Raw genomic sequence first — 24,860 nt, 5'->3', positions numbered from 1 at the left:
TTGGCGTGGCGGGTCTTGGGCTGCGCCCCCCTACGCCTTGTTCGAATTCACGCACGGGAAAGCGTGGCCGTCAAACGGCGGCGGCGCGGGAATTCCTTCCCGCGCCGCGCTTGTCACCAAATTTGATCTCCGCCGGCGCGAGGCCGGCGGAGATACCGGTGTTTCTAATCAGTGCAGGCCAACGGCGTCCGCGGCGTCGTCGGGATCGACGGCCACCGACACCGGGGTCGGCTCGGTCCACTCGATCGCCACCGGCTGACGGGTCAGGGCCTTGGCCAGGACCTCGTCCATGGTGTTGACCGGGATGATCTCCAGCGCCGACTTCACGTTGTCGGGGATGTCCGCCAGGTCCTTCTCGTTCTCCTGCGGGATCAGCACGGTCTTCACGCCGGAGCGCAGGGCCGCGAGCAGCTTCTCCTTCAGGCCGCCGATGGCGGTCACCCGGCCCCGCAGCGTGACCTCGCCGGTCATGGCGATGTCGGCCCGGATCGGGATGCCCGTCAGGACGGAGACGATGGCGGTGGCCATGGCCGCGCCGGCGGACGGACCGTCCTTCGGCGTGGCGCCGTCCGGCACGTGGATGTGGACGTCGGTGCGCTCGAAGACCGGCGGCTCGATGCCGAACTTCGTGGCCCGGCTGCGGACATAGCTGTTCGCCGCCGAGATCGACTCCTTCATCACGTCCTTCAGGTTGCCCGTGATCGACATGCGGCCCTTGCCCGGCATCTTGACCGCTTCGATGGTCAGGATGTCGCCGCCGAACTCGGTCCAGGCCAGGCCGGTGATGATGCCGACCGCGTCCTCCGCGTCCGTCTCGCCATAGCGGTACTTCTTGACGCCCGCGTACTTGCCCAGGCGTTCCTCGTCGATGGTGATCGACTTCACGCTCTCGCGGCCCAGGTCACGGACGGTCTTGCGCGCCAGGTTGCCCAGCTCGCGTTCCAGGCTCCGGACGCCGGCTTCGCGGGTGTAGTAGCGGATGAGGCCACGGATGGACTCTTCCGGCACCACGAATTCTTCCGGCTTCAGGCCATGGTCCTTGGTCAGCTTCGGCAGGATGTGCCGCTTGGCGATCTCGACCTTCTCGTCCTCGGTGTAGCCGGGGATGCGAATGATCTCCATGCGGTCCAGCAGCGGCTGGGGCATGTTGAGCGAGTTCGCCGTGGTGACGAACATCACCGGCGACAGGTCGTAGTCGACCTCCAGGTAGTGGTCGGCGAAGGTGGAGTTCTGCGCCGGGTCCAGCACCTCGAGCAGGGCCGACGACGGGTCGCCCCGCCAGTCCGAGCCCATCTTGTCGATCTCGTCCAGCAGGAAGAAGGCGTTGGTCGTCTTGGCCTTCTTCATCGACTGGATGACCTTGCCGGGCATCGAGCCGATGTAGGTGCGCCGGTGGCCGCGGATCTCGGCCTCATCGCGCACGCCGCCCAGGGAGACCCGGACGAACTCGCGGCTGGTGGCCTTGGCGATCGACTTCCCGAGCGAGGTCTTACCGACGCCGGGCGGGCCGACCAGGCACAGGATCGGGCCCTTCAGGGTGCCCACGCGGCTCTGCACCGCCAGGTACTCCAGGATCCGTTCCTTGACCTTGTCGAGGCCGTAGTGGTCCTCGTTGAGGATGTCCTCGGCCTTCCGCAGGTCGATGGTCTTCTGCTTGGCTTTGCCCCACGGAATCGACAGCAGCCAGTCCAGATAATTCCGGACGACCGTGCTCTCGGCCGACATCGGGCTCATGTTGCGCAGCTTCTTCAGCTCCGCGTCGGCCTTCGTCCGCGCTTCCTTGGACAGCTTGGTCTTCTTGATCCGCTTCTCGAGCTCGATCAGCTCGTCGCGGTGGTCGTCCTGTTCGCCCAACTCGCGCTGGATCGCCTTCATCTGTTCGTTGAGGTAGTACTCGCGCTGGGTCTTCTCCATCTGCCGCTTCACGCGGTTCCGGATCTTTTTCTCGGTCTGCATGACCGAGATCTCGCCCTCCATCAGGGCGTAGACCTTCTCCAGGCGCTTCACGACGTTGAAGACTTCCAGAAGCTGCTGCTTCTCGGCGATCTTGACGCTGAGGTGGCCGGCGATCCGGTCGGCGAGTTCGCTGGGGTTGTCGATCTGCGGGATCGCGGCCAGCGCCTCGGGCGGCACCTTCTTGTTCAGTTTGACGTAGTTCTCGAACTGCTCGACGACCGCGCGGCTCAGGGCCTCGGCTTCGGGCGAACCCGCGCCGTCTTCCTGGACCATGGCGATCTCGGCTTCGTAGTAGTCGCCCGAGCTGGTGAACTTGGTCACCCCCGCCCGCGCCTTGCCCTCGACCAGCACCTTCACGGTGCCGTCGGGAAGCTTCAGCAGCTGGAGGATCGTGGCGACAACGCCCACGTCGTAGATGGCGTTGGGCGACGGATCGTCGTCGTCCTTGTCCTTCTGCGTCGCGAGCAGGATCTGCTTGCCTTCGCCGCGCATCGCCTCTTCGAGCGCGCGCACGGACTTCTCCCGGCCCACGAAGAGCGGCACCGGTTGATGCGGGAAGACCACGATGTCCCGCAGGGGCAGGATCGGCAGTATCTTGATCTCTGACATGATGCTTCTGACTCCTGGCGGGCCCCTGTAGCGGCGACCTCGCCTACCGGATCGCAGTCACTCAAACGATGCGCTTGAGTCGGACGACCCGTCCGCCGCTCTACGCGGCTGTTCAACGATTTATGTGGACGGTTTCCAACGCCTTTCAAGCGCCGCAAGAACCGTGCGCGACACTGCGTCCCATCGCCCCAGTTACGCCAGCTTGACTGGGGAAGACGCGGTCGACCGCGCAAGGCCATGCCTCGTTCACGACCGGTGAGATAGGGTTTTGAGCCGTTCGTCTCAAGGGTGTCGTCCTCCCGACCGTCGGGGCTAGGCTCCGGCTTAGCTGCTCAACTGAGGGAACTCCCATGAAACGCTCCCTGTTCCTCGCCGCCGCGGTCGCGCTGCTGACCGCGCCGATGGCCGCGGAGGCCGCCCTGCCCGCTTCGGTCGCCGCCAATCCGGCCCGGGCCGGCGACGCGAAGCTGGATGCGCGCCGCAAGGGCCCCGACATCGTGGCCTTCGCCGAGGTGAAGCCCGACCAGAAGGTCTGCGACCTCATCCCCGGAGGCGGCTACTTCACCCGGCTGTTCAGCCTGGCGGTGGGCCCGGCCGGCCGCGTCTACGCGCTGTGGCCGGACGAGTACGACAAGGTCTCCAAGCCCGACTCGGACGTGATGCGGAAGATGGCGGCCACGGCGCCGTTCACCAACGTGCGCGTCACGACCCAGCCGGCGAAGGCCTTCAGCGCGCCCGAGCCGCTGGACCTCGTCTTCACGTCGCAGAACTACCACGACTACCCCGACCCCTTCATGGGCAGGGTCGACCCCGCGGTGCTGAACGCCGCGGTCTACAAGGCGCTGAAGCCGGGTGGCCTGTACGTGATCGTCGACCATCGCGGCCGGCCGGGCACGGGGATGAAGGAAACCGACACCCTGCACCGCATCGACATCGCCACGGTGAAGCAGCAGGCGGCGGCGGCCGGGTTCAGGTTCGAGGGCGAAAGCAGGCTGCTGGCCAACCCGAAGGACCCCTTGACCGCCAGCGTGTTCGACAAGTCGATCCGCGGGAACACCGACCAGTTCATCCTGAAGTTCCGCAAGCCCGGTTAGGCACGCCGGGGGCTCAAACGAATGGCCCAGGCGGGGGAGCGCCTGGGCCCTCGTGGGCGGCCGGTTCCGCGAGCGTCAGAACCGGGCTCTGGCCCCAACCTTGAAGGCCTGACCGAAGGGATCGTAGTAGAGCCCGTTGCCGAACAGCCGGAGCTGCTTGGGCTCGCCCTTGTCGAACACGTTGTTGATGACGCCGAAGATCTCGTAGCGATCCACGCCATTGGCGTCCGGGAAGGTCATCTTGGCCGACAGGTCGACATAGAGCCGCGCGTCGACGTGATTGATGTTCACGCTGTTCGGGTCGTTGATGCTGTAGCCCTTCTGCCCGGGACCGATCTTCGTGGGGTCGAGGATCGACTTCGGGATGTAGCGGCCGTGCGCGGTGACCGACCAGCGCTCGCGGGAGTAGGTCACCAGCAGGTCACCCCTCCAGCGCGGCACGCCCTGGACGTTCTGGATCGTGCCGGCGTTGCCCGTGACCCCGTCGAACTGAGAGACCAGGCCGGTGCCGCCGATCGTCGACAGGTCGACGACATAGCTGCCGTTGGCCTGGAAATCGAAGTCGCCGCCGAAGGCCGGAAGGCGGTAGTCGGCGACCAGTTCGTAGCCCTCGGCATGCAGGCGGCTCAGGTTCTGGAACGTCGAGTAGACGGTGTTGATCGAGCCGTTGGGGTTGAACAGGATCAGGTTGCAGAGCAGCTTCTGCTGCTTGCAGGCGTTGGCGATCGCCGTGCTGCTCAGGGTGTCGATCGCCCCCTTCACCTTGATGTCGTAGTAGTCGAGCGACAGGTTGAACCTGGGAATGAAGCGCGGGCGGAGCACGACGCCGGCCGTGAAGGTGTCGCCGCGTTCCAGCTCCAGGTTCGGATTGCCGCCGGTCAGCGTCAGCTGCAGCGTCGTGGCGCCGATGAACGGGTCGGGTTGCGGCAGGTTGGTGGTGGTCGCGTTCGGGCTGGATTCCTGCGCCGTCGGCGCCCGGATGTCCCGCGACCGGGTGACGCGGAACGAGATGTCCGGCGTCGGGACATAGACGCCGCCCACCTTCCAGGTCGTCGCGTTGCCGAACGGATTGTAGTGCGTGCGCCGGATGGCGCCGTCGACGTCGAGGGACTGGCCGAGGGGCGAGTCCTTCATCAGCGGCACCCCGACTTCCAGGTAGCCCTCGGTGACCGTGGTCTCGGTGAAGGGCAACGGGGTGGTGGCCGGCGCGATGTAGGCGCCCGCCAGGGTGTTGGCGTCGACGCCGCCCTCGGCGGTGTCGCGCCGCCACTCGACGCCCACCGCGACCTTGACCTCGCCGGCCCAGGTGCTGAACGGCGCCCCGCGCAGGTTGGCCGCAGCGCTCTGCTGCTTGTAGGTGCGGGTCTGGGTTTCGGTCACGTTGTAACGGGCGTCCGCCGCCGGGCTGATCTGGTTGAACCCGAACAGGTTGATCGGGATGCAGCCGTTCGTCGGGTTCGTCAGCGTCGTGCGGCAGATGATCGTGCCGGCCGCGATGCCCGGAAGCCCGGCTGGGGCGACCACGGCGTCGACGGCGTTGTTCCACTCCTTGAGGCGCACGCGCCTGTCGACGACGTCGCTCTCGACCTGGCCGTGGGCATAGGACGCGTCCCAGCTCCAGCCGTCGCCGAACCGGCCCTTCAGAGCCAGGACGCCGCGATAGGTGTCGAGCTTGCTGGTCGCGATGGTGGACGCTCCCAAAGCCCAGGCGCCGTGGTTGACCAGCAGCTTGGTGATCGCGGGATCGGCCGCGAGCACGGTCGCCCGGGTCGCCGCCGAGAGGTAGGGGTTGTTGATGTCGATGGTCGCCGGGCCGTCCAGGGGCACGGTCGACTGCACGGAGCCCTCGACCCGGGAATAGATGAACTCGGCCGACGCGGTGATCGAGTCGGTCACCTCGTACTCGGCGTGGCCCATGGTCGAGAAGTGCTTGGTCGGCACCACCAGAGGGGCCGGCGCCTGGCCGATCAGGTAGGGCTGGGTCTTGTCCCGCCCCTGGGCGAACAACCCGCTCAAGAGGTTGCCGAAGGTATAGGGGACGAGGTCGCCGTTCTCGTTGAACTGCTTGCCGCGCAGGGCGGCCGGCAGCGCGGTGGCCCCCGTGTTGAGCAGCTGCTGGCCGAGGGTGATCGTGCCGCCCGAGCCGTTGGGCTTCTGGGCGCCGGTTAGGATGCCATTCTCGTTGTAGACGAACATGATGTCGTCCAGCACCAGGGTGGCCGGCAGCCCGTTGGTGCTGGTCCGGGTGGCGGCGTTGTAGCCCGGGTTGACCAGGAAGTTGGTGTACTTGGCGCACCAGTCGCGGGTCTCGCACTGGCCGAGGCCGTCTTCCTTCGAGTATTCCGCACCGAACACCACGTGGCCGCGTCCGCCGGCGAAATCCGTCCCGGCCGCACCGGCGGCGTAGTAGTTGCGCCCGTCGCCCTGGCGGGTGACGCCGGTTGAAGCCTCCAGCTTGATGCCGTCGAACCGGTTGTTGAGGATGATGTTCACGACGCCGGCGACCGCGTTCGCGCCGTAGGCCGCCGAGGCCCCGCCGGTCACCACTTCAGATCGCTGCACCAGCAACGAGGGAATGCTGTTGAGGTCGACGGTCCCGTTGTCGCCCGCGGCGACGAACCGGCGGCCGTCGAGCAGGGTGAGGGTCCGGGTGGGACCCAGGCCGCGCAGGTCGAGTGAACGCGCGCCGATGTTGGCCGACACCCGGAAATTGTTGGTGGCCGGCGAGGTGATCGGGCGGAACGAGGGAATCTGGTTGAGCGCGTCGCCGACGTTGGTGACCGCCAGCCTTTCCATCCGTTCCTGGCCGACCACGTTCACCGGGGTCGGCGCGTCATATCCCGACCGCCCGAGCCGCGAGCCCGTGACGACAACCTCCGCCAGCGCCTCGGCGCCGGGCTCCGTCGCGGCCGGCGACTGCGCCGTGGCGGGCGCGGCCTGGACGGCCCACGCCAGCGCGACCACGGCGCTGGACCGATAGAGTGCAAGCAGGCGCTTACCTTTAGCCATGTCCGTCCCTCCCCTATTCAGTTGCGACGCGTCAGGTCCGCGAACCGGTCCCTGCGGTCGTCTCGTCGTCAGAACCCCGCGGCGCGCCGGACCTCGTCCGGCGGGCCGCCCCGATCATTTCGTCAGGCTCGCCGGCATCGGATAGTCGGCCGCATTCGCCACGAGCCCCTCGCGCAGGGAGAAGTCGACCCGCGGCGGCGCGAACACGTCGATCAGCCGGCCGGGCCGGTCGCCGACGTTGCGGCTGGTGTGGATCACCGTCGGCGGGATCACGAGCACCGAAGGGCTGTCCATCTCGACGTGCTCGTCCTCGCGCCAGGTCGCCATGTCGGGCGTCCACGGATAGCGGAGGTGGTGGATGTAGACCCCGCCGATCGCGAGCGAACCCTGCTCGAAGTCGGTGTGCGAATGCGGCGTCAGTCTCGACGTGTCTCGGGGCGTGTTGCGCGCCGTCATCACGTTCAGCATCAGGTTGGTCGAGCGGAAGACCCGCATGTTGGTCTCGGGCCGCACATGATCCGCGAGCGCGTAAGTGCGCAGCCGGAAGCCGCCAACCGGATCCGGCCATGGCTGAAGCGGCGCCACGTCGGCAGGTCGCTCGGCGTAGGCGGCGGCATTGGCGGCGCGGGCGGCGAGGTCGGCGGCCCGGCTGGAGAAGACCCGCACGACCCGGCCTCCGCTGGCGGCCCTGACGGTGCTGGGGCCGGGCGGCACGATGATCAGGCTGTCGGTCGGAACCTCGAGCGTCTCGTCGCCCGCCGTGACGGTGACGGCCACCTGGTCGTTCAGCAGCATGTACTCGTCGGGATTGTCGGACCGGGACAGCATCGTCCCAGCCGCCACGTTGCTGACCACGGTCACGAAGTTGGCTCCGCGGGCGATCCAGGCCTCGGCGCCGGGATCGATATCGGCCAGCGGCGGCTCCTTGTAGTGCCATCCGCCCGATGCGGGACGCGCCGGCGCGTTCATGGCGCGCCGCCCCCGCCTGCGTTGCTCGACCTCATCCCGATCACCTGACGCCTCCCCCTGCATCCAACTTTGCAGCTGGTGTCATCCTGTGGAGCGGCGCGCCGTCGAGAAAGCGACGAGTTGCAGCTTTCCGGAGAGCGAAAGTTTCGAGCGGTGGAAAGCTCCACTTCGCGCGTTGCGCCAGGGTCGGACGCGCGGCGAAGTCGGCCCGGCGGCGCGCACGGGCCCCGCGCAATCCCTTCTGACAACCGGATCCAGATGACCAGCAAGACGATCATCTCCTGCGCCCTGACCGGCAACCTGGTGAAACCGGAGCAGCATCCGGGGCTGCCAGTCACCCCGAAGCAGATCGCCAAGGCCGCCCTCGATGCGCGCGCGGCGGGTGCGGCGATCGTCCACATCCACGTCCGCGACCCCGAGACCGGCCGCCCCTCCATGCGCGTGGATCTCTATCGCGAGGCGGTCGAGCGGATCCGCGACAGCGGCAGCGACCTGATCATCAACCTCACCACGGGCGAAGGCGGGCGGTTCGCGCCGTCGGAGGACGAGCCCCGCCTCGCCGGGCCCGGCACGACCCTGGTGCATCCCATGCTGCGCGTGGCGCACGTGGTGGAGCTGAAGCCCGAGATCTGCTCCCTCGATTTCAACACCATGAACTCGGGCGGCCAGGTGGTGGTCAACACGCCTATGAACGTCCGCAAGATGGCCGAGGCGATCGTCGCCGCCGGCGTTAAGCCCGAGCTCGAGGTGTTCGACACGGGCGACATCCATCTCGCCAAGGACCTGCTGGCGGACGGCACGATCCCGGGAAAGCCGTTCTTCCAGATCGTGACCGGCGTCAGGTACGGCTGCGCCGCCACGGTCGAGACGCTGGCCTACATGAAGTCGATCCTGCCGCCCGACGCGGTTTGGTCGGCGTTCGGCATCGCGGCGCGCGAATACCCGATGCTGGCGGCGGCGCATTTGCTGGGCGGCCAGGTGCGGGTGGGGATGGAGGACAACATCTACATCCGCCGTGGCCAGCTCACCCGCGACAACGCCGAGCTGGTGGAACAGGCCGTGCGGCTGCTGGAACTACTGGGGACCGAGCCGGCGACCCCGGACGAGGCCCGCGCCATGCTCGACCTTCCGCCGCGCTGATGGCCACGCTGGACGCGGTACAGCGGCAGGCCCTGGTCGCCCGGCTCGACGCGGCGCGGCGGGATCGCACGCCGACCGCCCTGCCCCGCGCCGAGCACGCGGACATGACGCTGGCCGAGGCCTACGCCGTGCAGGACGACTGGACGGCGCTGCGCATCGACGGCGAGGGTCGGCGCGCCGTCGGCTACAAGGTGGCCCTGACCACGCGGGGAACGCAGCAGGCGTTCGGCGCGGATGGTCCGATCCATGGGGTCCTGCTCGACGACATGGCGTTCGGCCAGGACCGCCCGATCCCCATGGAGCGCTTCCTCGCGCCACGCGTCGAGATGGAGCTGGCGTTCAGGATGGCGTCCCGTCTCGAGGGGCCGTGCACGGAAGCGCAGGCCCTGGCGGCGGTCGCCTGGATCGCGCCCGCCATCGAGATCCTGGACAGCCGCACCGCGATGCGAGACCCGGCCACGGGGCTGACGCGCTCGGCCATCGACATCGTCGCCGACGCCGGGGGCGCGGCCGGCTTCGTGGTGTCGGACCAGCGGATGGCCCCGGGCGAGATGGACCTCAGCCGGATCGGGGCGGTGCTATACGTGAACGGCGAGGCCGAGGACTCGGGCCTCTTCCCGCTGGTGTTCGGACGGCCCGAGCGCGCCCTCGTGTGGCTGGCCAGCGCCCTGGCCGCGCAGGGCAAGGTCCTGGAGGCCGGCGACACCGTGCTGTCCGGGTCGGTGATCAAGCCCTTTCCCGTGGCGCGCGGCGACCGCTTCGCGTTCGACTTCCACGACGCGGGGCGCATCCGGCTGACGTTCGAGTAGCGCCAGGTTTTCGCCTGGCGAAATACCTGCGCCGCGAGCTTGAACGGATCGGCGGGGCAAGCATCACTGCTCCGCGAACGTCGGCGCAGCCGCCGCCAGGTATGGGCGACAACAGGCGGCCGGCGACTTCGCGGGGAGAAACATGATGAACCTGATCGGCAGGGCGAGCGTCGCCGACGAGGCGCGTTGGCGAGCTTACAATCTGATCGCCTGGAAGATCCTGCCGCTGCTCCTGATCGGCTACACGATGGCCAGCCTGGACCGGGTCAACGTGGCCTTCGCCAAGCTGCAGATGGGCCAGGCGATCGGCCTCACCGAGGCGATGTACGGCTTCGGTGCCGGGATCTTCTTCATCGGCTACTGCCTGGTGGAGATCCCCAGCAACATGGCGCTGCACCGTGTGGGCGCGCGCCTGTGGCTGTCGCGGATCATGATCGTCTGGGGCCTGCTCTCGGCGGCGACCGCGCTCGTCCAGACGCCGATCCACTTCTACGGCGTGCGTTTCATCCTGGGGGTCGCCGAAGCCGGGTTCTATCCGGGGGCGCTCCTGTTCATGACCTACTGGTTCCCGCAGCACCTGCGGGCGCAGGCGATCTCGGTGATGGTGTTGGGCAGCAGCCTGGCCTCGATCATCGGCAGCCCGATGTCGGGCGCCATCATGGGCTTCATGGATGGCTGGCTGGGCCTGGCCGGCTGGCAGTGGGTATTCGTCATCGAGGGCCTGCCGGCGACGATCCTGGGCGTCATCGTGCTCATCGTGCTGCGCAACGGGCCGGCCCAGGCGGGATGGCTCAGCCCCGAACAGAAGGCCCTCGTCCTGGCCGACCTGGCGGCCGAGAGGCAGTCGCAGACCGACGCGGGCGTCGGCCACCGCTTCGCCGACGCGTTCCGCAACCCGAACATCTGGTGCATCGTCCTGGCGAACTTCTGCAACCTCTCGACCCTCTACGGGATCCAGTTCTGGCTGCCGACGATCATTCAGAAGGTCAGCAAGACGACCGTCTTCAACACCGGCCTGATCGCCGCGGGGCTGGCGATCATCCCGTGCATCGTGCTGATCGTGAACGCGCGCCACTCGGACAAGACGCGCGAGCGGCGCTGGCACGCCACCTGCGGCTTCCTGGCGTCGGCCACCGGCCTCTGCCTGGCCGGGACCTTCAGCGACAACACCTTCCTGGCTCTGTCCGGACTGGTGCTGGCGCATTGCGGGTTCGTGGTCGCCTCGGCGACCATCTTCTCGCTGCCGGGCACGTTCGTGATGGGGGCCGCGGCGGCGGCGGGCTTTGCGCTGATCACCACGCTCGGCAACTTCGCCGGCTACTCGACGCCCTTCCTGTTCGGGGTGCTGAACGACGCGACGGGCAGCTTCAGCGCCGGCTTCTACGGCATGGGCTGCATCTCGCTGGTCGGGGCCATCGCCATCCTGTCCACCCCGGCCCTGCGGCGGCCCGCGAAGGCGGAGCCCTCCGTCCACGGCGACGTGGCGCCGGTCGCCGGCGCGGAACGCTGAGGCTTCCTGGATGACCCCGGTCGGCCGCCTTCAGTCGACCGGGGCAGGTTTCAGAGCGCGGCGATATAGCCGCCGTCGAGGGCGATGGTGGAGCCATTGACGTAGGCCCCGGCGCGCGAGGCGAGGAAGATGCAGACGCCCTGGATATCCTCGGGCTCGCCGGGCCGGTTGACCGGAATGTAGGTCTGCACGCTCTTCTTGACCGCGTCGGAGGTCGTGTCCGTCAGGCGGGATTGGAAGGGTCCGGGCGCGATGGCGTTCACCCGGATCTGGTCGGCGCCCAGGCGCTTGGCCAGGGCGCGCGTCAGGTGGTGGATCGCCGCCTTCGAGGCTCCGTAGGGATAAGCCTCCCAGTTGGGGATGTGCAGGCCGCCGATCGAACCGATGTTGATGACGCTGGCGTGCGCGCCCTCGCGCGCGGCCGCACGCAGCAGCGGCAGGGCCTGCTGGGTCAGGAAGAAGGGCGCGCGCAGGTTCACGTCCAGCACGTCGTCCCAGGCTTCCACGGCGACGTCCGCGATGGCGCCCTTGTTGTTGGCCCCCGCGTTGTTGACCAGGATGTCGAGCCGCGGCTCGCGCGCCTCGAGCGCGGCGATCAGGCTGGCCGGCCCGGTCGGATCACCGAGGTCCGCGGCTAGGCCGATGCAGGCGCCGCCGGCCGCGGCGATCTCCGCCGCCGTGGCCTCGGCCCGGGCAAGGTCGCGGGCGGCGATGTAGGTCCTCACGCCACTGCGCACGAAACCCTCGGCGATCATGCGGCCGATCCCGCTGGTCCCCCCGGTGACGAGCGCGACCTTCCCCGCCACGCCGAACAATCCCTCGATCATGCTCCACCCTTCGATGCCTTTCACGCGCACGCCGCGCGGCGGGAGTGTCGCAAACGCCAGGACGCGCCGGAGCGTCCGCCTGGACACTTTCCGCCACGCGAAACATGCGGATATGGTCGTTGTCGAGGACGCGGCCCCCCGGCACCTTCGAGCCGATGTCTCGATCAGGGAGGTAGCGGGGAAGTCCAGTGGAGACGTCGGTCATGGCCAGAGACTCCCGACCGGAGAAGAGCGGAATCCGTTCGGTGGAGCGCGCGATCGAGCTGCTGCAGGCGATGAACCGCCGCCCGCTCTCGACCCTGCATGACCTGCATCGCGAGACGGGCCTGCCCAAGCCATCCATCGTGCGGCTGCTGCGCACGCTGGAGGCCAAGGGGCTGGCCCGGCAATCGGCCAGCTACGGCACCTACCAGCTGCTCGGCCGGGTGAAGACCCTCTCCAGCGGTTTCCACCACGAGCCGCTGGTCATCGAGGTGGCCGAAGAGATCATGATCGATTTCACCAAGCAGGAGGGCTGGCCACTGGCGCTGGCGCTGTTCGACCTGAACGCCATGGTCGTGCGCGCGAGCAGCATCCCCTACACCTCGCTGTCGCTGCTGCATTCCTCGCTGAACATGCGGCTCAGCATGGTCAGCCGCGCGCTCGGCCGCTGCTACCTGGCGCACAGCCCGCCCGGCGAGCAGCAGATCATCCTGGAGATCGTCAAGCGCAGCACCGACCCGGAGGACCGCCCGGCCCACGACGGCGAGGCCATGGCGCGGATGATGGATCATGTTCGCTCCCGCGGTTATGCGACCCGCGCCCCCGGCATCGAGACCCGCTCCTCGACCATCGCCGTGCCGGTGCGCGACGAGGGGCGGCTGGTCGCCTGCCTGGGCTTCACCTGGATCGCCGCCGCCATGCCGATGCAGACGGCGGTGGCGCAGTACCTTCCGCGCGTCGTCGCCACCGCCGAGGCGATCTCGCAGGAACTCGCCCGCCGCTCCAAGCACGAACCTTTGCCTTCGTCCGTGACACCGGGGCCCGAAGATCTTGTCTGATACCTCGACGACCGAGCGCACGATGCGGGCCATCGCTGTCCAGGGCGAGGGCGAGGCCGCGCGGCTGCTGGTGGCTTCGGCGCCTCGGCCGAGGCCCGGCGCGGGTCAGGTCCTGGTCAAGGTGGCGGCGGCCAGCGTGAACCGCCCCGACATCCAGCAGCGCCGCGGGCTCTATCCGCCGCCGCCCGAGGCCTCGCCGATCCTCGGCCTGGACGTCAGCGGAACCGTGGTCGAGGCGGCCGACGACGTGGCTTGGCCGCGGCCCGGCGCGCGGATCTGCGCCCTGGTGAACGGCGGCGGCTACGCCGAATACTGCGCGATCCCTGCCGGGCAGTGCCTGCCCGTGCCGGCCGGGCTCGACCTGGTCGAGGCGGCCTCCCTGCCCGAGGCCTTCTTCACGGCGTGGAACGCGCTGATGGTCCTGGGTCGGCTGGAGCCTGGCGAAGGCCTGCTGATCCAGGGTGGGTCCAGCGGCGTCGGCCTCGCCGCGATCCAGATGGCGACCCAGCTGCGTGACGCCCGCGTCGTCGTCACCGCCAGCACCGAAGAGAAGCGCGCGGCCTGCCTGGCGGCCGGCGCGGGCCACGCCCTCGACTACCGCGATCCCGACTGGCCGCGACAGCTTCGCGTCCTCCTGCCAGGTGGCTGCGACGTGATCGTCGACGCCCAGGCCGGCCCGACGACCGCAGGCCTGCTCGACCTGCTGGCCGAGGGCGGACGCCTCGTGCTGCTGGCCAGCCATGCCGGACGGACGGGCGAGATCGACACGCGCAGCATCGTGCGTCGCCGGCAGACGCTCACCGGGGCGACGCTGCGGCCACGCACGGCGGCGTTCAAGGCCGAGCTCGCGGCGGCGCTGCGGGCCCACGTCTGGCCCCTGATCGAGCAGGGACAGGTCAGCACCCGCATCTGCGCCACCTTTCCGCTCGAGCGCGCGGCGGACGCGCACGCGCTGATGGACGCGAACCGGCAGATCGGCAAGGTCGTGCTGGTCGTGGATCGCGAGCAGCTGGCGGGCGATCCGACCTGACGGCGTCCTAACGGGGATCGCCCAGGATGGCCTTCACCTCGAGATATTCCTCGAAACCGAACACACCGAATTCGCGCCCGTTGCCGGACTGCTTGTAGCCGCCGAACGGAAGGCTGCGGTCGAAGGGAGCTCCGTTGAGGTAGACGCGTCCCGCGCGGATGCGATTGGCCACGGCGCGCGCCCGGTCGAGGTCGGGCGACTGAACGAAACCTGCCAGGCCGAACGGCGTGTCGTTGGCGATCTCGATCGCCTCGTCCTCGGTGTCGTAGCTGAGGATCGACAGCACGGGGCCGAAGATCTCCTCCCGCGCGATGCGCATGTCGGGCGTGACGTCGCCGAACACGGTCGGGCGGACGTGGAAGCCCTGGTTGAGCCCCGCGGGGCGGCCCAGCCCGCCGGCCACCAGGGTCGCCCCCTCGTCGACCCCCGACTGGATGAGCGCCTGGACCTTGTCGAACTGCGCCTGGCTGACCAGCGGACCCAGGGTCGTCGCCGGGTCGAGCGGATCGCCGCCGCGGATCGCCCCGACCGCCTCGCGCGCCGCGTCGAAGGCCGCCTCGCGGGCGGCGCGCGGGATCAGCATGCGCGTGGGCGACTGGCAGTTCTGGCCGCCGTTCGTGTAGCAGGCGTGGACGCCCTGGATCACGGCCGCCTTCAGGTCGGCGTCGTCCAGGATGATGTTGGCCGACTTGCCGCCCAGTTCCTGCGCGACGCGCTTGACCATATCGGCCGCCAGCTTGGCCACCCGGATCCCGGCCTGGGTCGACCCCGTGATGGAGATCATGTCGATGTCCGGGTGGGCCGCCAGCGCCTCGCCGACCGTCGGACCGTCGCCGTTGACCAGGTTGAAGACGCCCCGCGGAACGCCCGCCTCATGAATGATCTGCGCGAGCAGCATCGCGCTGAGCGGCGCGATCTCGCTGGGCTTGAGCACCACCGTGCAGCCTGTCGCCAACGCGGGCGCGACCTTCGACGCCACCTGGTTCAGCGGCCAGTTCCAAGGCGTGATCAGACCGCAGACGCCGATGGGTTCGCGGCGCACGACGCCTACGCCCATCGGTTCCTCGAACCGATACTGTGAGAGTACGCGGGCCGCTTCCTCGAAGTGGAAGAGCGCCACTGTGGCCTGACGCTCGGTCGCGAAGGTGATGGGCGCGCCCATCTCCAGGGTCATCGTTCGGGCGAGTTCCGGCAGGCGATCCCGGAAGCCCTCGATGATCCGGCCCAGATAGCCCAGCCGCTCCTCGATGCTCGTGGCGGCGTAGGCGGGAAACGCCCGTCGCGCCGCGGCCACCGCTCGATCCGCGTCCACGGCCGAACCGAGGCTGATATGGGCGAAGGTGTCCTCGGTCGCCGGATTGACGATGCCGAGCGTGGCGGGCGCAACCGGGTCGACCCATTCGCCGTCGATGTAGAACTTCAGCGCTTCCATCCGTCTTCCCCCTCCCCCGCGCCGCCTGGCGGGCCAGTCGGACCAAATTGTCTCTCTCCGATCCCCGCCCGCCTCGGCAACCGGCCAGGGCCGGCTTTCCGACGGACGGAAACTTTCGCCCAGCGGAAAGACGCGATTCCGGCCGGGAGCCGCGGCGCCGCGCACGGCATAACGGCGAAGCCCGGCGGCTCGCCGATCCGTATTCCGCCGCAGCGCAGCTTCAGGAACCCACGCCATGCCCGATGACAGCCCGACGATCTCGCGCCAGGACCGGATCGCTTCGCTTCTCGTGGGCGCCGTCGACCTGCACTGTCACAGCGGACCCTCGGTCATGCCGCGCGAACTGGATCACGTCGAGGCGCTGCAGGACGCGGCCAGCGCCGGCATGCGCGCCCTGTTGATCAAGGACCACTACTACTCCGCCACGCCGATCACCGAGCTGCTGAACCGCCACTACGGTCATCTGGGCGTCACCCTGCTCTCGGGCGTGCCGCTGAACAACGCGCTGGGCGGTTTCAACCTCTACGCAGTCGACCATGGCATCGCGCTCGGCGCGCGGCTGGTCTGGATGCCCACCTTCACCGCCAAGAACCACATCGACGCCAACGCCAAGTCGCGCGGCTTCCCCCACACGACGATGCCGCTGCTCGAACCCGAGCCGCTGACGGTGCTCGATGCTCAGGGCAAGCTCATCGAGGCCGTGAAGCCGATCCTCGACCACATCGCCAAGCACGACGTGGTGTTGTCGGGCGGGCACCTGCACGTCAGCGAGATCTTCCCGCTATTCGAGGAAGCCAAGCGGCGCGGCGTGAAGCGCCTGCTGGTCAACCACCCGACCTTCCTGATCGGCTGCACCTACGACGACATCCGCGCGCTCGTGGCGCTGGGCGCCTACATCGAGCACTCGTTCTGCATGTTCATCAACGTCGAGCGGGGCAAGCCGCCGCGCTTCCCGCCGGAAGAACTGGACGCCCTGATCAAGGCCGGCGGCGTCGAGCGCACCATCCTGGGATCCGACCTGGGCCAGCGCGGACGCGACCGGCCGGTGGAGGGCTTCCGGTCGGTGATCGAGACCTGCCTCGACCTCGGCTACTCGGACGACGACATCCGCCGCATGATCTCGCGGAATGCCGCCGAGCTGATCGGCCTGGACCAGCCCGAGCCGGGGGCCGCCCAGGCTCCCCACGCGCACTAGGACGGCAAGGGTGACCGTCGCGCCGCGTCCTTCCCCCTACGCCTTCCGCGAACGCCTGCAGGCGCGCGAACCGCTGATCGGGACGTTCATGAAGGTCCCGAGCTCGCACAATACCGAGGTCATCGGCGGTCTCGGCTACGACTTCGTGGTCCTCGACGCGGAGCACGCGCCATGGAGCCGCACCACGCTGGACATGGGCCTGCTCGCGGCCCGGGCATCGGGCACGGCGGGGATCGTCCGCATCGCCCGTCACGACGCGGCGAGCGTGCTGTCCGCCCTCGACGACGGCGCGATCGGCATCATGGCGCCGCACGTGGATTCCGCGCAGAAGGCCCGCGACCTGGTGGCCTGGTCGCACTACCGGGGCGGGTCGCGCGGCGCGGGCGTGGGCCGTGGCGGCGACTACGGCGCGCGCGGCGCCGACCATCAGGCGTTCGCCGACAGGACCACGACCGTCATCGCCATGATCGAGGACAGCCACGCCGTCGAGGCCGCCGACGAGATCGCCGCGACGCCGGGGATCGACGCCATCTTCCTGGGCCGCGGCGACCTTGGTCTGTCGCTCAGCAACGCGACGGGCCCCGCGCCCTCGCTCAAGGAAGCCGTCGAGATCGTCACGGCGGCTTGCCAGCGGCATGGGCGAGCCATCAGCGCGGTGGTCCAGTCCCTGGATTCGGACGAGGCGAAATGGCTGGCCGATCTCGGGGTGACTGCAATGATGGTCGCCTCGGACCAGGGATTCCTCCGGCAGGCCGCCGCGGCGGCCCTGGGGCAATTCCGGGCGATGACGGCGGCCCGAGCAGGCTAGGCGGCAGAACGGACGGGGGTTGGGCGTGTACGCAAGGCTGTTTGACGGACGCTCGCGGTGGCGTGACCTGGTGGCTCTGTGCGGCCTCCTGGCCCTGATCGCGCCGGCCGCCGCGGATGCAGCCCCGCCCCTCGCCATCGTCCGGCAAGGTGCGTTCGAAGCTGGCGGGACGGTGTTGCGGGAGGGGGATCGGACCCTGTCGTGCGACCACGGCTACGTCGAGTACCAGGTCCCCGCCCGGGCCCGCCGCCTCGCGCTCTTCCTGTGGCACAGCTCCTCGGCCCGGGTGTGGCAGACCCGATGGGACGGCGGCGAGGGCTTCCAGACGATCTTCCTGCGCCGCGGCTATCCGGTCTATCTGTGGGACGGTCCCCGCGTGGGCCGGGCGAACTGGGGCTGCCAGCCCTACGCCTACAAGCCCGTCGTGGGCCAGGATCAGCAGAACGCCGTCGCCTGGCGGCTGGGGCCGCGCGAAGGCGAATGGTTCCCTGGCGTGCAGTTCCCGACCGGCGATGCGGACGCCTGGAACCAGGCGGTGCGGGCCCGCTACGACGAGTTCGACACGCCCGAAAACGCCAAGCTCGAAGCCCACGCGGCCGCCGCCGCGATGGACCGGATCGGCCCGTCCGTCCTGGTGACGAACTCGGCGGGCGGGCTGCGCGCGCTGCTGACGGCGCTCGAGAGCGACAATGTGAAGGCGATCGTCGCCTACGAGAATCCCGGCTTCGTCTTCCCGACAGGCTTCGACGGGGCCAAGCCGCCCGACCGTTTCGGCCCGGTGATGGTGTCCCCAGAGGCCTTTGACCGCCTCACGCGGATCCCGATCCAGCTGGTCTTCGGCGACAACCTCGACAAGTCGCCCACCTGGTCCACGCATGCGCGCGAGGCGCGGAAGTTCGTCGACCTGGTGAACGCCCATGGCGGCAAGGCGGAGCTGCTGTTCCTGCCTTCCGTCGGCCTGAACGGCAACACCCACATCCCGTTCGCGGATCTCAACAACGTGGCCGTGGCGGACCAGCTGTCGAGCTTCCTGCATCGCCACGGACTGGACGTGCGTGGCGGCGCGGCGACCGGAAAGGCCAGGGCGACGGCCCCTACCCCCGCGGGCGATCGCCCTTCCAATTGAGCTCGATGGTCACGCCGTTGGGGTCGCGGACGAAGATCTGCTTCACGCTGGTGCCGGGCGTCGCCGTGGCGCGGAAGCCGAGGCCGGTCTTCTCCACCCGGGCCAGGGCCTCGTCGTAGTCCGCGATGTCGAAGGCGAAGTGGTCGAGGCTGGAGCCGTCGGACGCCGCGGCCGGGCGATCCACCTGGACCAGGTGAACGACGTCCTTGTCTCCGGCGTAGAGCCAGGCTCCGGGGAACGGAAATGGCGGTCGCCACCCTTCCTCCAGGCCGAGCACGTCGACCAGCAGCGCCTTGGTGCCGGCGAGGTCGGCGGTGCGGATGTTCACGTGGTCGAGCGCGCGGATCAGCGACATGGGCCCAATGTGGGCCTCCGGAGGTCAGGCCGCCAGCCGTTCCTCGACCCAGTCCAGCCGGTCCTGGCCGAAGAACATCTCGCCATCGACGAAGAAGGTGGGCGCGCCAAAGGCGCCGCGGGCGACGGCGCGCTCGGTCGTCTCCTTGAGGCGGGCCTTGGTCTCATCGGCGTTGATCAGGGCCAGGAACTCGTCGCCGCCCAGGCCCGAACGGGCAAGAACCGGAGCCATTTCAGCGGGATCGCCGAGGTTTTTCGGCTGCTGCCACATGGCGTCGAAGACCGCGGTCACATAGGCCATGAAGCGCGGATCGCCTTGCAGGCCCGCCGCGCCGCGCATCAAGTGAAGGGTGTTGATCGGGAAGAACGGATTGCGGGCGAAGGGCACGCCGTGACGGGCCGCGAACCGAGCAAGGTCGACGCTGGTCCAGGCGCCCTTCGCCGGGATCTCCGCCGGAGAGTGGTTGCCGGTGGCCTTGAAGACGCCGCCCAGCAGGAACGGCTGATAGTCGATCGTGGCCCCGGTGCGTTCGGCGATGGCCGGCAGGCGCTTGAACGCCACGTAGCTAGCCGGGCTGCCCACATCGAACAGAAATTCGACGGTCTTGCCCATCAGAAGCTCTCCATCCAGGGCCGCAGGTCCAGCTCGTGGGTCCAGGCGTCGCGCGGCTGGGTGTGCAGCATCCAATAGGCGTCGGCGATGTGCGCCGGGTTCAGGATGCCGTCCTGGTCCTTGAGCGCGTACCGCTCGGGGAAGTTCTCGGCGATCCAGGCGGTGTCGATGGCGCCGTCGATGATGGTATGGGCCACATGGACGCCCTTCGGCCCCAGCTCGCGGGCCATGGACTGGCTGAGGGCGCGCAGGCCGTGCTTGGCCGAGGCGAAGGCGGCGAAGCCATCGCGGCCGCGCACGCTGGCGGTGGCGCCGGTGAAGATGATCGTTCCCTTCCCGCGCGGCGTCATCCGCTTCGCCGCCTCGCGCCCGGCGAGAAAGCCCGAGAAGCAGGCCATCTCCCACACCTTGAAGAACACGCGGCTGGTGGTCTCGGCGATCGGGAAACGGACGTTCGCGCCGATGTTGAATACGCAGGCCTCGATGGGTGCGATCCTGTCCTCCACCGCGTCGAACAGCGCGACCATCTGCTCCTCATTGCGGGCGTCGACGCCGAACGGGTGAGCCTTGCCGCCCTCGGCGCGGATGGCCTCGGCCAGCGGCTCGAGTTGATCGGCGTTGCGGCGCAGGATGACGGCATCGAAGCCCTCGCGGGCGAAACGGCGGGCTATGGCGCCGCCCAGGGCGTCGCCGGCCCCCACGACGATAATCGACTTGCTCATCCGACGATTAGATGACGACTATCATATAAGCGCAAGCGTTCAGGCGCGGCGCTGACCGCCCGGACGCATCGCGACGGCCGCCAGCATTGCGGCGGCGACGGCCGCCGCCGCGGCCACGACCAGCGCCATGCGAAAGCCCCGCAGGATGGCGTCGGGGGTCGCGCCGCTCAGCGTAAGCCCCACCAGGGCCACGGCCAGCAGGCCGGCCACGCGCGCCACCGCGTTGTTGATGCCCGAGGCCGCCCCCTCGTAGGCGTCGTCCACGGCGCCCAGGACCGCGTCGGTCAGCGGCGCCACCGCCAGGCCGAGGCCGACGGCCATGACGCCGAGCCCGGGAAAGAGGCCGGTCCAGTAGTCGGCGTCGCCGGCTCGCCAGGCCATCAGCCCGAAGCCGGCCGCCACCAGCAGCGGCCCCGTCGCCAGCAAGGTCCGCGCGCCGAGCCGCCCCACGAGCCGCCCGGAGAGCGGCGACAGGACGGCGAGCCCCACCGAGAGCGGCAGGAGCGCCGCGCCGGCCACCGCCGCCGGGTAGTGGTGAACCCGCAACAGCAGGAACGGCAGCAGGAACAGCGCCCCGCCGAATGCGCCGTAGAGCAGCAGGGTATAGGCGTTCAGCCCCGAAAACCGGGCCGAGCGGAACAGGCTGAGCGGCATCATCGGGCTCCTTGCCCGGCGCTCGACGGCGACGAAGCCCGCGAGGCTGGCCGCGCCGAGCGCAAGGGCGGCGAGGACGCCCGGGTGGGCCATGCCCAGCTTGGGCGCGTCGGTCAGGGCCCAGGTGATCGCCGCGAGCCCAAGCGTGACGGCGGCGGCGCCCAGGGCGTCGACCGGACCGGCCTGGGTCCCCTTGCTCTCCTTCGCCGCGGCGGCCACCAGCCACACGGCCAGCCCCGCGATGGGCAGGTTGATGAGGAAGACGGCGCGCCAGGAGACGGTCTCGGCCAGCCAGCCGCCGAGTAGCGGGCCCACGGCGCTCATCAGGCCGCTGGCGCCGGCCCAGATGCCGACCGCCTGTCCCCGCCCCTTGGCGTCGAAGGTGGCGCCCAGCAGGGCGAGGCTGGCCGGCGTCAAGAGCGCTGCACCCGCACCCTGCAGCGCGCGGGCCACGATCAGGATCGGGAGGCTGGGCGCCAGCCCGCAGGCCAGGGAGGCAGCGGTAAAGACCGCCACGCCCAACAGGAAGATCCGCTTACGGCCGTAGCGATCGGCCGCCGCCCCGCCCGCCAGCACCAGGGCGCCCAGCAGCAGGGCGTAGGCGTTCATGATCCATTGGGCGGCCGCGACGTCGCCGCCGAGCTGCTGCTGGATGATCGGCAGGGTCAGGGTGACCGCGGAGCCGTCGATGAAGGCCAGGCTGGAGCCCATCACCGTGCCCGCCAGCACAAGCCGCCGCGCCCTCTCCGGAGTTTTGCTTTCGGCCGCCGCGGCATGCGCGGCCCCGAGCGGACAGGGATCGCCGAGATGGGACATGGCCCACCCTCGCCCGCATCGGCGGCGGCTTCAACGATACCCTGGCATAGCAAAAGGCCCCGCAGTCGCCCGCGGGCCTTCGCGTTTCGGTTTGTGCGCGGGCGGCTTAGGCCGCGCCGCCCTTGTCGCGGCGTTCCGCGTAGATGATCAGCGGCTGGGCCCGGCCCTCGATGACCTCCTGGTTCACGACTACCTCCTCGACGCCCTCGTAAGTGGGCAGCTCGTACATGGTGTCGAGCAGCACGCCTTCGAGGATCGAGCGCAGGCCGCGCGCGCCGGTCTTCCGCTGGATGGCCTTGCGGGCCACCGCGTTCAAAGCGTCATCGGTGAAGGTCAGGCCCACGTTCTCCATCTCGAAGAGCCGCATGTACTGCTTCACGAAGGCGTTCTTCGGCTCGGTGAGGATCTTCACCAGGGCCTTCTCGTCCAGGTCGTCCAGAGTGGCGATTACCGGCAGACGGCCGATAAATTCCGGGATCAGGCCGAAGCGCAGAAGGTCGTCCGGCTCCACCTGGCGGAAGATCTCGCCGGTACGGCGGGCGTCGGGATCGGCCACCTTGGCGCCGAAGCCAACCGAGGTGCCCTGGCCGCGCGCCGAGATGATCTTCTCGAGGCCGGCGAAGGCGCCGCCGCAGATGAACAGGATGTTGGTGGTGTCGACCTGCAGGAACTCCTGCTGCGGATGCTTGCGCCCGCCCTGCGGCGGCACGGAGGCGACGGTGCCTTCCATGATCTTCAGCAGCGCCTGCTGCACGCCCTCGCCCGACACGTCGCGGGTGATGGACGGGTTGTCGGACTTGCGGCTGATCTTGTCGACTTCGTCGATGTAGACGATGCCGCGCTGGGCCCGCTCGACGTTGTAATCGGCGGCCTGGAGCAGCTTCAGGATGATGTTCTCGACGTCCTCGCCCACATAACCGGCTTCGGTGAGCGTCGTCGCGTCGGCGACGGTGAACGGCACGTCGATGATTCGGGCCAGAGTCTGGGCCAGCAGGGTCTTGCCGGTGCCGGTGGGGCCGATCAGCAGGATGTTGGCCTTGCCCAGTTCGACGTCGTTGTTCTTCGTCGCGTGGTTCAGGCGCTTGTAGTGGTTGTGGACGGCGACCGAGAGGACCTTCTTGGCGTGGTCCTGGCCGATTACGTAATCGTCGAGGACCTCACGGATTTCCTTCGGAGTCGGGACACCGTCCTTGGACTTCACGAAGGAAATCTTGTGTTCTTCGCGGATGATATCCATGCACAGTTCGACGCATTCATCGCAGATGAACACGGTCGGCCCCGCAATCAGCTTGCGGACTTCGTGCTGGCTCTTGCCGCAGAAAGAGCAATACAGCGTGCTCTTCGAATCTCCGCTGGCGGCCTTGGTCATGGTCTCATCTCACTCTCTCGACGAGGCCGGCCGCTGGACTGGGCGGCCTCGCCCCGGGCAAATGCGCCCTGGTCTTGCAGGATACGCGCCGCGGGTTGTCCAAGTCTTGACATTCCCCGATCCGGGCCGGGATCACAAGCCTTCGCTGAGGATAGCGACAATCTGCGACGCGAAGCCCGGACCTTGGGCGGCGCGGCTTACCAAATGGGAAACGCGCCGAAATGGCACAAGAGCGTGAAGCGGATGGCCCGGTCCCACCGGTGGTGGCCTTCGATTTCGACGGCACCCTGACGACCAGGGACAGCTACACGGCCTTCCTCAAGTGGCGCACCCCCAGGGTCGCCTGGATCCTGGGCGGGTTGAGACTGGTCCCGGCCGCCGTCTCCTACCTGTTCCATCGCGACCGCGGCCGCATAAAGGCCGCGGCGACCAAGGTCTATCTGGGAGGAGTCAGCCGGGAGCGGCTGGAGGCCGACGCGCGGAAGTTCGCCGGCGAGCATTCGCGCAGTCTGTTGCGGCCGGACGCGGTGATCGCCTGGAAGCGCTGGCGCAAGGAGCGGGTGCGGCTGGTGATCGTGACCGCCTCGCCCGATCTGGTGGTGGCGCCGTTCGCGCGGGGCCTGGGCGCCGACGACATCCTGGGCACGCCGCTGGCCTTCGACGACCGGGGCCGGGTCACCGGCGCCTTCGCCTCGCCCAACTGCCGCGGACCCGAGAAGGTGGTGCGGCTGCGCGCCGCGTTTGGCGAGGATCTGGTGGTGCGCGCAGCCTACGGCGATACGAGCGGCGACACCGAGATGCTGGCGATTGCCGAGGAGCCGTACTTCCGGGTCTTCACCGACAAGCCATGAAGCATGCGGGCGACCACGCGCTGGACCGGTTGGAGCCCCTGCTCGCGCTGGTGCGCGCCTTGCCCGGCCTGACGGAGAAAAGGCGCGGGACCTTCTATCGAAGATCCCGCGCCTTCCTGCATTTCCACGAGGACCCGAAGGGCCTCTTCGCCGACGTCCGAGACGCCGAGGGCCACGACTTCGAGCGGATTGACGTCACAGCCGAAGCCGGGCGACGCCGCCTGATCGAGATCGCGAAGACCCGGCTCTAGGCTTCGTCGTCGCCGTCGCGCTTTTCCCACACATGATCGACCAGGCCCCAGTCGCGGGCCTCCTCGGCCGTCATGAAGTGGTCGCGGTCGAGGGTCTCTTCCACCACCTCGATCGGCTGACCGGTGTGCTTGGCGTAGATCTCGTTCAGCCGGCGCTTGGTCTTCACGATGTCTTCGGCGTGGCGGCGGATGTCCTGGGCCTTGCCCGAGTAGCCGCCCGACGGCTGGTGGACCATGATCCGGCTGTTCGGCAGCGCGATGCGCTGGCCCTTCTCGCCCGCCATCAGCAGGAACGAGCCCATGGAGGCCGCCATGCCCAGGCAAAGCGTGATCACCGGGCTCTTGATGTATTGCATGGTGTCGTAGATCGCGAGACCCGACGTCACCACCCCGCCCGGGGAGTTGATGTACATCTGGATCTCTTTCTTGGGGTTCTCGGCCTCGAGGTGGAGGAGCTGGGCGCAGATCAGGCTGGCCATGCCGTCTTCGACAGGCCCCGCCAGGAAGATGATCCGGTCCTTCAACAGGCGGGAGAAGATGTCGTAGGCGCGCTCGCCACGGCTCGTCTGCTCGACGACCATCGGCACGAGGCCAAGGGCGGTGGTCACGGGATCGCGCATGGGAAGTCCTTCTTGGATATCGGGGCGGACGGCGAACGCCCGCGCTCTTCTCCGAT

The 24,860-nt window shown here is 68.9% G+C and carries 22 protein-coding genes; 11 read left to right on the top strand and 11 right to left on the bottom strand.

Features of this window, described 5'->3' with window-relative positions:
* Positions 1-168 precede the first annotated feature (168 nt).
* On the bottom strand, positions 169-2,565 hold the full coding sequence (lon, locus tag ACODSY_RS12835) for an endopeptidase La (RefSeq protein WP_488952139.1): 2,397 nt from the start codon (positions 2,563-2,565) through the stop codon (positions 169-171).
* 350 nt (positions 2,566-2,915) lie between these two features.
* Here lon and ACODSY_RS12830 point away from each other — a divergent pair, with 350 nt between their 5' ends.
* Positions 2,916-3,659 (top strand): class I SAM-dependent methyltransferase, encoded by a 744-nt coding sequence (locus ACODSY_RS12830; protein WP_488952138.1) that lies wholly within the window; start codon positions 2,916-2,918, stop codon positions 3,657-3,659.
* A gap of 75 nt (positions 3,660-3,734) precedes the next feature.
* Here ACODSY_RS12830 and ACODSY_RS12825 read toward each other — a convergent pair whose 3' ends face one another.
* Positions 3,735-6,668 (bottom strand): TonB-dependent receptor plug domain-containing protein, encoded by a 2,934-nt coding sequence (locus tag ACODSY_RS12825; RefSeq protein WP_488952137.1) that lies wholly within the window; start codon positions 6,666-6,668, stop codon positions 3,735-3,737.
* Between the two features lie 114 nt (positions 6,669-6,782).
* Positions 6,783-7,637, bottom strand: a complete 855-nt coding sequence (locus ACODSY_RS12820) for a cupin domain-containing protein (RefSeq protein ID WP_488952136.1) — start codon at positions 7,635-7,637, stop codon at positions 6,783-6,785.
* A gap of 258 nt (positions 7,638-7,895) precedes the next feature.
* Here ACODSY_RS12820 and ACODSY_RS12815 point away from each other — a divergent pair, with 258 nt between their 5' ends.
* The 3 genes from ACODSY_RS12815 (at position 7,896) to ACODSY_RS12805 (ending at position 11,096) form a co-directional block, all read left to right on the top strand.
* On the top strand, positions 7,896-8,777 hold the full coding sequence (locus ACODSY_RS12815) for a beta-keto acid cleavage family enzyme (RefSeq protein WP_488952135.1): 882 nt from the start codon (positions 7,896-7,898) through the stop codon (positions 8,775-8,777).
* Positions 8,777-9,586: a 2-keto-4-pentenoate hydratase gene (locus ACODSY_RS12810; protein ID WP_488952134.1), complete on the top strand. Its 810-nt coding sequence runs from the start codon at positions 8,777-8,779 to the stop codon at positions 9,584-9,586. The genes ACODSY_RS12815 and ACODSY_RS12810 overlap by 1 nt, the downstream gene beginning before the upstream one ends.
* Before the next feature lie 145 nt (positions 9,587-9,731).
* Positions 9,732-11,096, top strand: a complete 1,365-nt coding sequence (locus ACODSY_RS12805) for an MFS transporter (RefSeq protein ID WP_488952133.1) — start codon at positions 9,732-9,734, stop codon at positions 11,094-11,096.
* A 50-nt stretch (positions 11,097-11,146) separates the two neighbouring features.
* Here ACODSY_RS12805 and ACODSY_RS12800 read toward each other — a convergent pair whose 3' ends face one another.
* Complete coding sequence (locus ACODSY_RS12800; RefSeq protein ID WP_488952132.1) at positions 11,147-11,923, bottom strand: SDR family oxidoreductase; 777 nt, start codon at positions 11,921-11,923, stop codon at positions 11,147-11,149.
* 203 nt (positions 11,924-12,126) lie between these two features.
* On the opposite strand from ACODSY_RS12800, the gene ACODSY_RS12795 reads away from it, so the two are divergent.
* Entirely contained in the window at positions 12,127-12,963 is an 837-nt protein-coding gene (locus tag ACODSY_RS12795) for a DNA-binding transcriptional regulator (protein ID WP_488952131.1), read from the top strand.
* A gap of 22 nt (positions 12,964-12,985) precedes the next feature.
* Entirely contained in the window at positions 12,986-13,993 is a 1,008-nt protein-coding gene (locus tag ACODSY_RS12790; protein WP_488952130.1) for an NAD(P)H-quinone oxidoreductase, read from the top strand.
* A gap of 7 nt (positions 13,994-14,000) precedes the next feature.
* On the opposite strand, the gene ACODSY_RS12785 is transcribed toward ACODSY_RS12790, so the two are convergent.
* A complete protein-coding gene (locus ACODSY_RS12785) occupies positions 14,001-15,425 on the bottom strand; it encodes an aldehyde dehydrogenase family protein (protein WP_488952129.1) in 1,425 nt (474 codons plus the stop codon).
* 235 nt (positions 15,426-15,660) lie between these two features.
* Between ACODSY_RS12785 and ACODSY_RS12780 the strand changes: the two genes are divergently transcribed.
* Genes ACODSY_RS12780 through ACODSY_RS12770 form a run of 3 tightly spaced genes read left to right on the top strand, consistent with a single transcriptional unit; the run spans position 15,661 to position 18,554 of the window.
* Complete coding sequence (locus ACODSY_RS12780; RefSeq protein WP_488952128.1) at positions 15,661-16,620, top strand: DUF6282 family protein; 960 nt, start codon at positions 15,661-15,663, stop codon at positions 16,618-16,620.
* 10 nt (positions 16,621-16,630) lie between these two features.
* The gene (locus tag ACODSY_RS12775; protein WP_488952127.1) at positions 16,631-17,428 is read left to right on the top strand and encodes an HpcH/HpaI aldolase family protein; all 798 of its coding nucleotides are present in this window, start codon (positions 16,631-16,633) and stop codon (positions 17,426-17,428) included.
* A gap of 25 nt (positions 17,429-17,453) precedes the next feature.
* Positions 17,454-18,554, top strand: coding sequence for an alpha/beta hydrolase (locus ACODSY_RS12770; RefSeq protein WP_488952126.1), 1,101 nt, complete (start codon positions 17,454-17,456; stop codon positions 18,552-18,554).
* On the opposite strand, the gene ACODSY_RS12765 is transcribed toward ACODSY_RS12770, so the two are convergent.
* The 5 genes from ACODSY_RS12765 to clpX all read right to left on the bottom strand — a co-directional run bounded on the left by ACODSY_RS12765 (position 18,523) and on the right by clpX (position 23,082).
* Positions 18,523-18,909: a VOC family protein gene (locus ACODSY_RS12765; protein ID WP_488952125.1), complete on the bottom strand. Its 387-nt coding sequence runs from the start codon at positions 18,907-18,909 to the stop codon at positions 18,523-18,525. The two genes, ACODSY_RS12770 and ACODSY_RS12765, sit on opposite strands and share 32 nt — an antisense overlap.
* 24 nt (positions 18,910-18,933) lie before the next feature.
* Complete coding sequence (locus tag ACODSY_RS12760; protein WP_488952124.1) at positions 18,934-19,521, bottom strand: 2-hydroxychromene-2-carboxylate isomerase; 588 nt, start codon at positions 19,519-19,521, stop codon at positions 18,934-18,936.
* Positions 19,521-20,243 (bottom strand): SDR family oxidoreductase, encoded by a 723-nt coding sequence (locus ACODSY_RS12755; protein WP_488952123.1) that lies wholly within the window; start codon positions 20,241-20,243, stop codon positions 19,521-19,523. Before ACODSY_RS12755 ends, ACODSY_RS12760 begins: the two co-directional genes overlap by 1 nt.
* 39 nt (positions 20,244-20,282) lie before the next feature.
* Complete coding sequence (locus ACODSY_RS12750) at positions 20,283-21,713, bottom strand: MFS transporter (RefSeq protein ID WP_488952122.1); 1,431 nt, start codon at positions 21,711-21,713, stop codon at positions 20,283-20,285.
* Between the two features lie 106 nt (positions 21,714-21,819).
* Positions 21,820-23,082, bottom strand: coding sequence for an ATP-dependent Clp protease ATP-binding subunit ClpX (gene clpX, locus ACODSY_RS12745; RefSeq protein WP_488952121.1), 1,263 nt, complete (start codon positions 23,080-23,082; stop codon positions 21,820-21,822).
* Positions 23,083-23,303: 221 nt separating this feature from the next.
* Between clpX and ACODSY_RS12740 the strand changes: the two genes are divergently transcribed.
* Both ACODSY_RS12740 and ACODSY_RS12735 read left to right on the top strand, forming a co-directional pair.
* A complete protein-coding gene (locus ACODSY_RS12740; RefSeq protein ID WP_488952120.1) occupies positions 23,304-23,933 on the top strand; it encodes an HAD-IB family hydrolase in 630 nt (209 codons plus the stop codon).
* Positions 23,930-24,184: a hypothetical protein gene (locus ACODSY_RS12735; protein WP_488952119.1), complete on the top strand. Its 255-nt coding sequence runs from the start codon at positions 23,930-23,932 to the stop codon at positions 24,182-24,184. Before ACODSY_RS12740 ends, ACODSY_RS12735 begins: the two co-directional genes overlap by 4 nt.
* On the opposite strand, the gene ACODSY_RS12730 is transcribed toward ACODSY_RS12735, so the two are convergent.
* On the bottom strand, positions 24,181-24,804 hold the full coding sequence (locus ACODSY_RS12730; protein WP_488952118.1) for an ATP-dependent Clp protease proteolytic subunit: 624 nt from the start codon (positions 24,802-24,804) through the stop codon (positions 24,181-24,183). The genes ACODSY_RS12735 and ACODSY_RS12730 overlap by 4 nt on opposite strands.
* Positions 24,805-24,860 lie beyond the last annotated feature (56 nt).

Source organism: Phenylobacterium sp. FG114, assembly GCF_057809855.1.
This window is presented reverse-complemented; position numbering and strand designations above follow the sequence as displayed.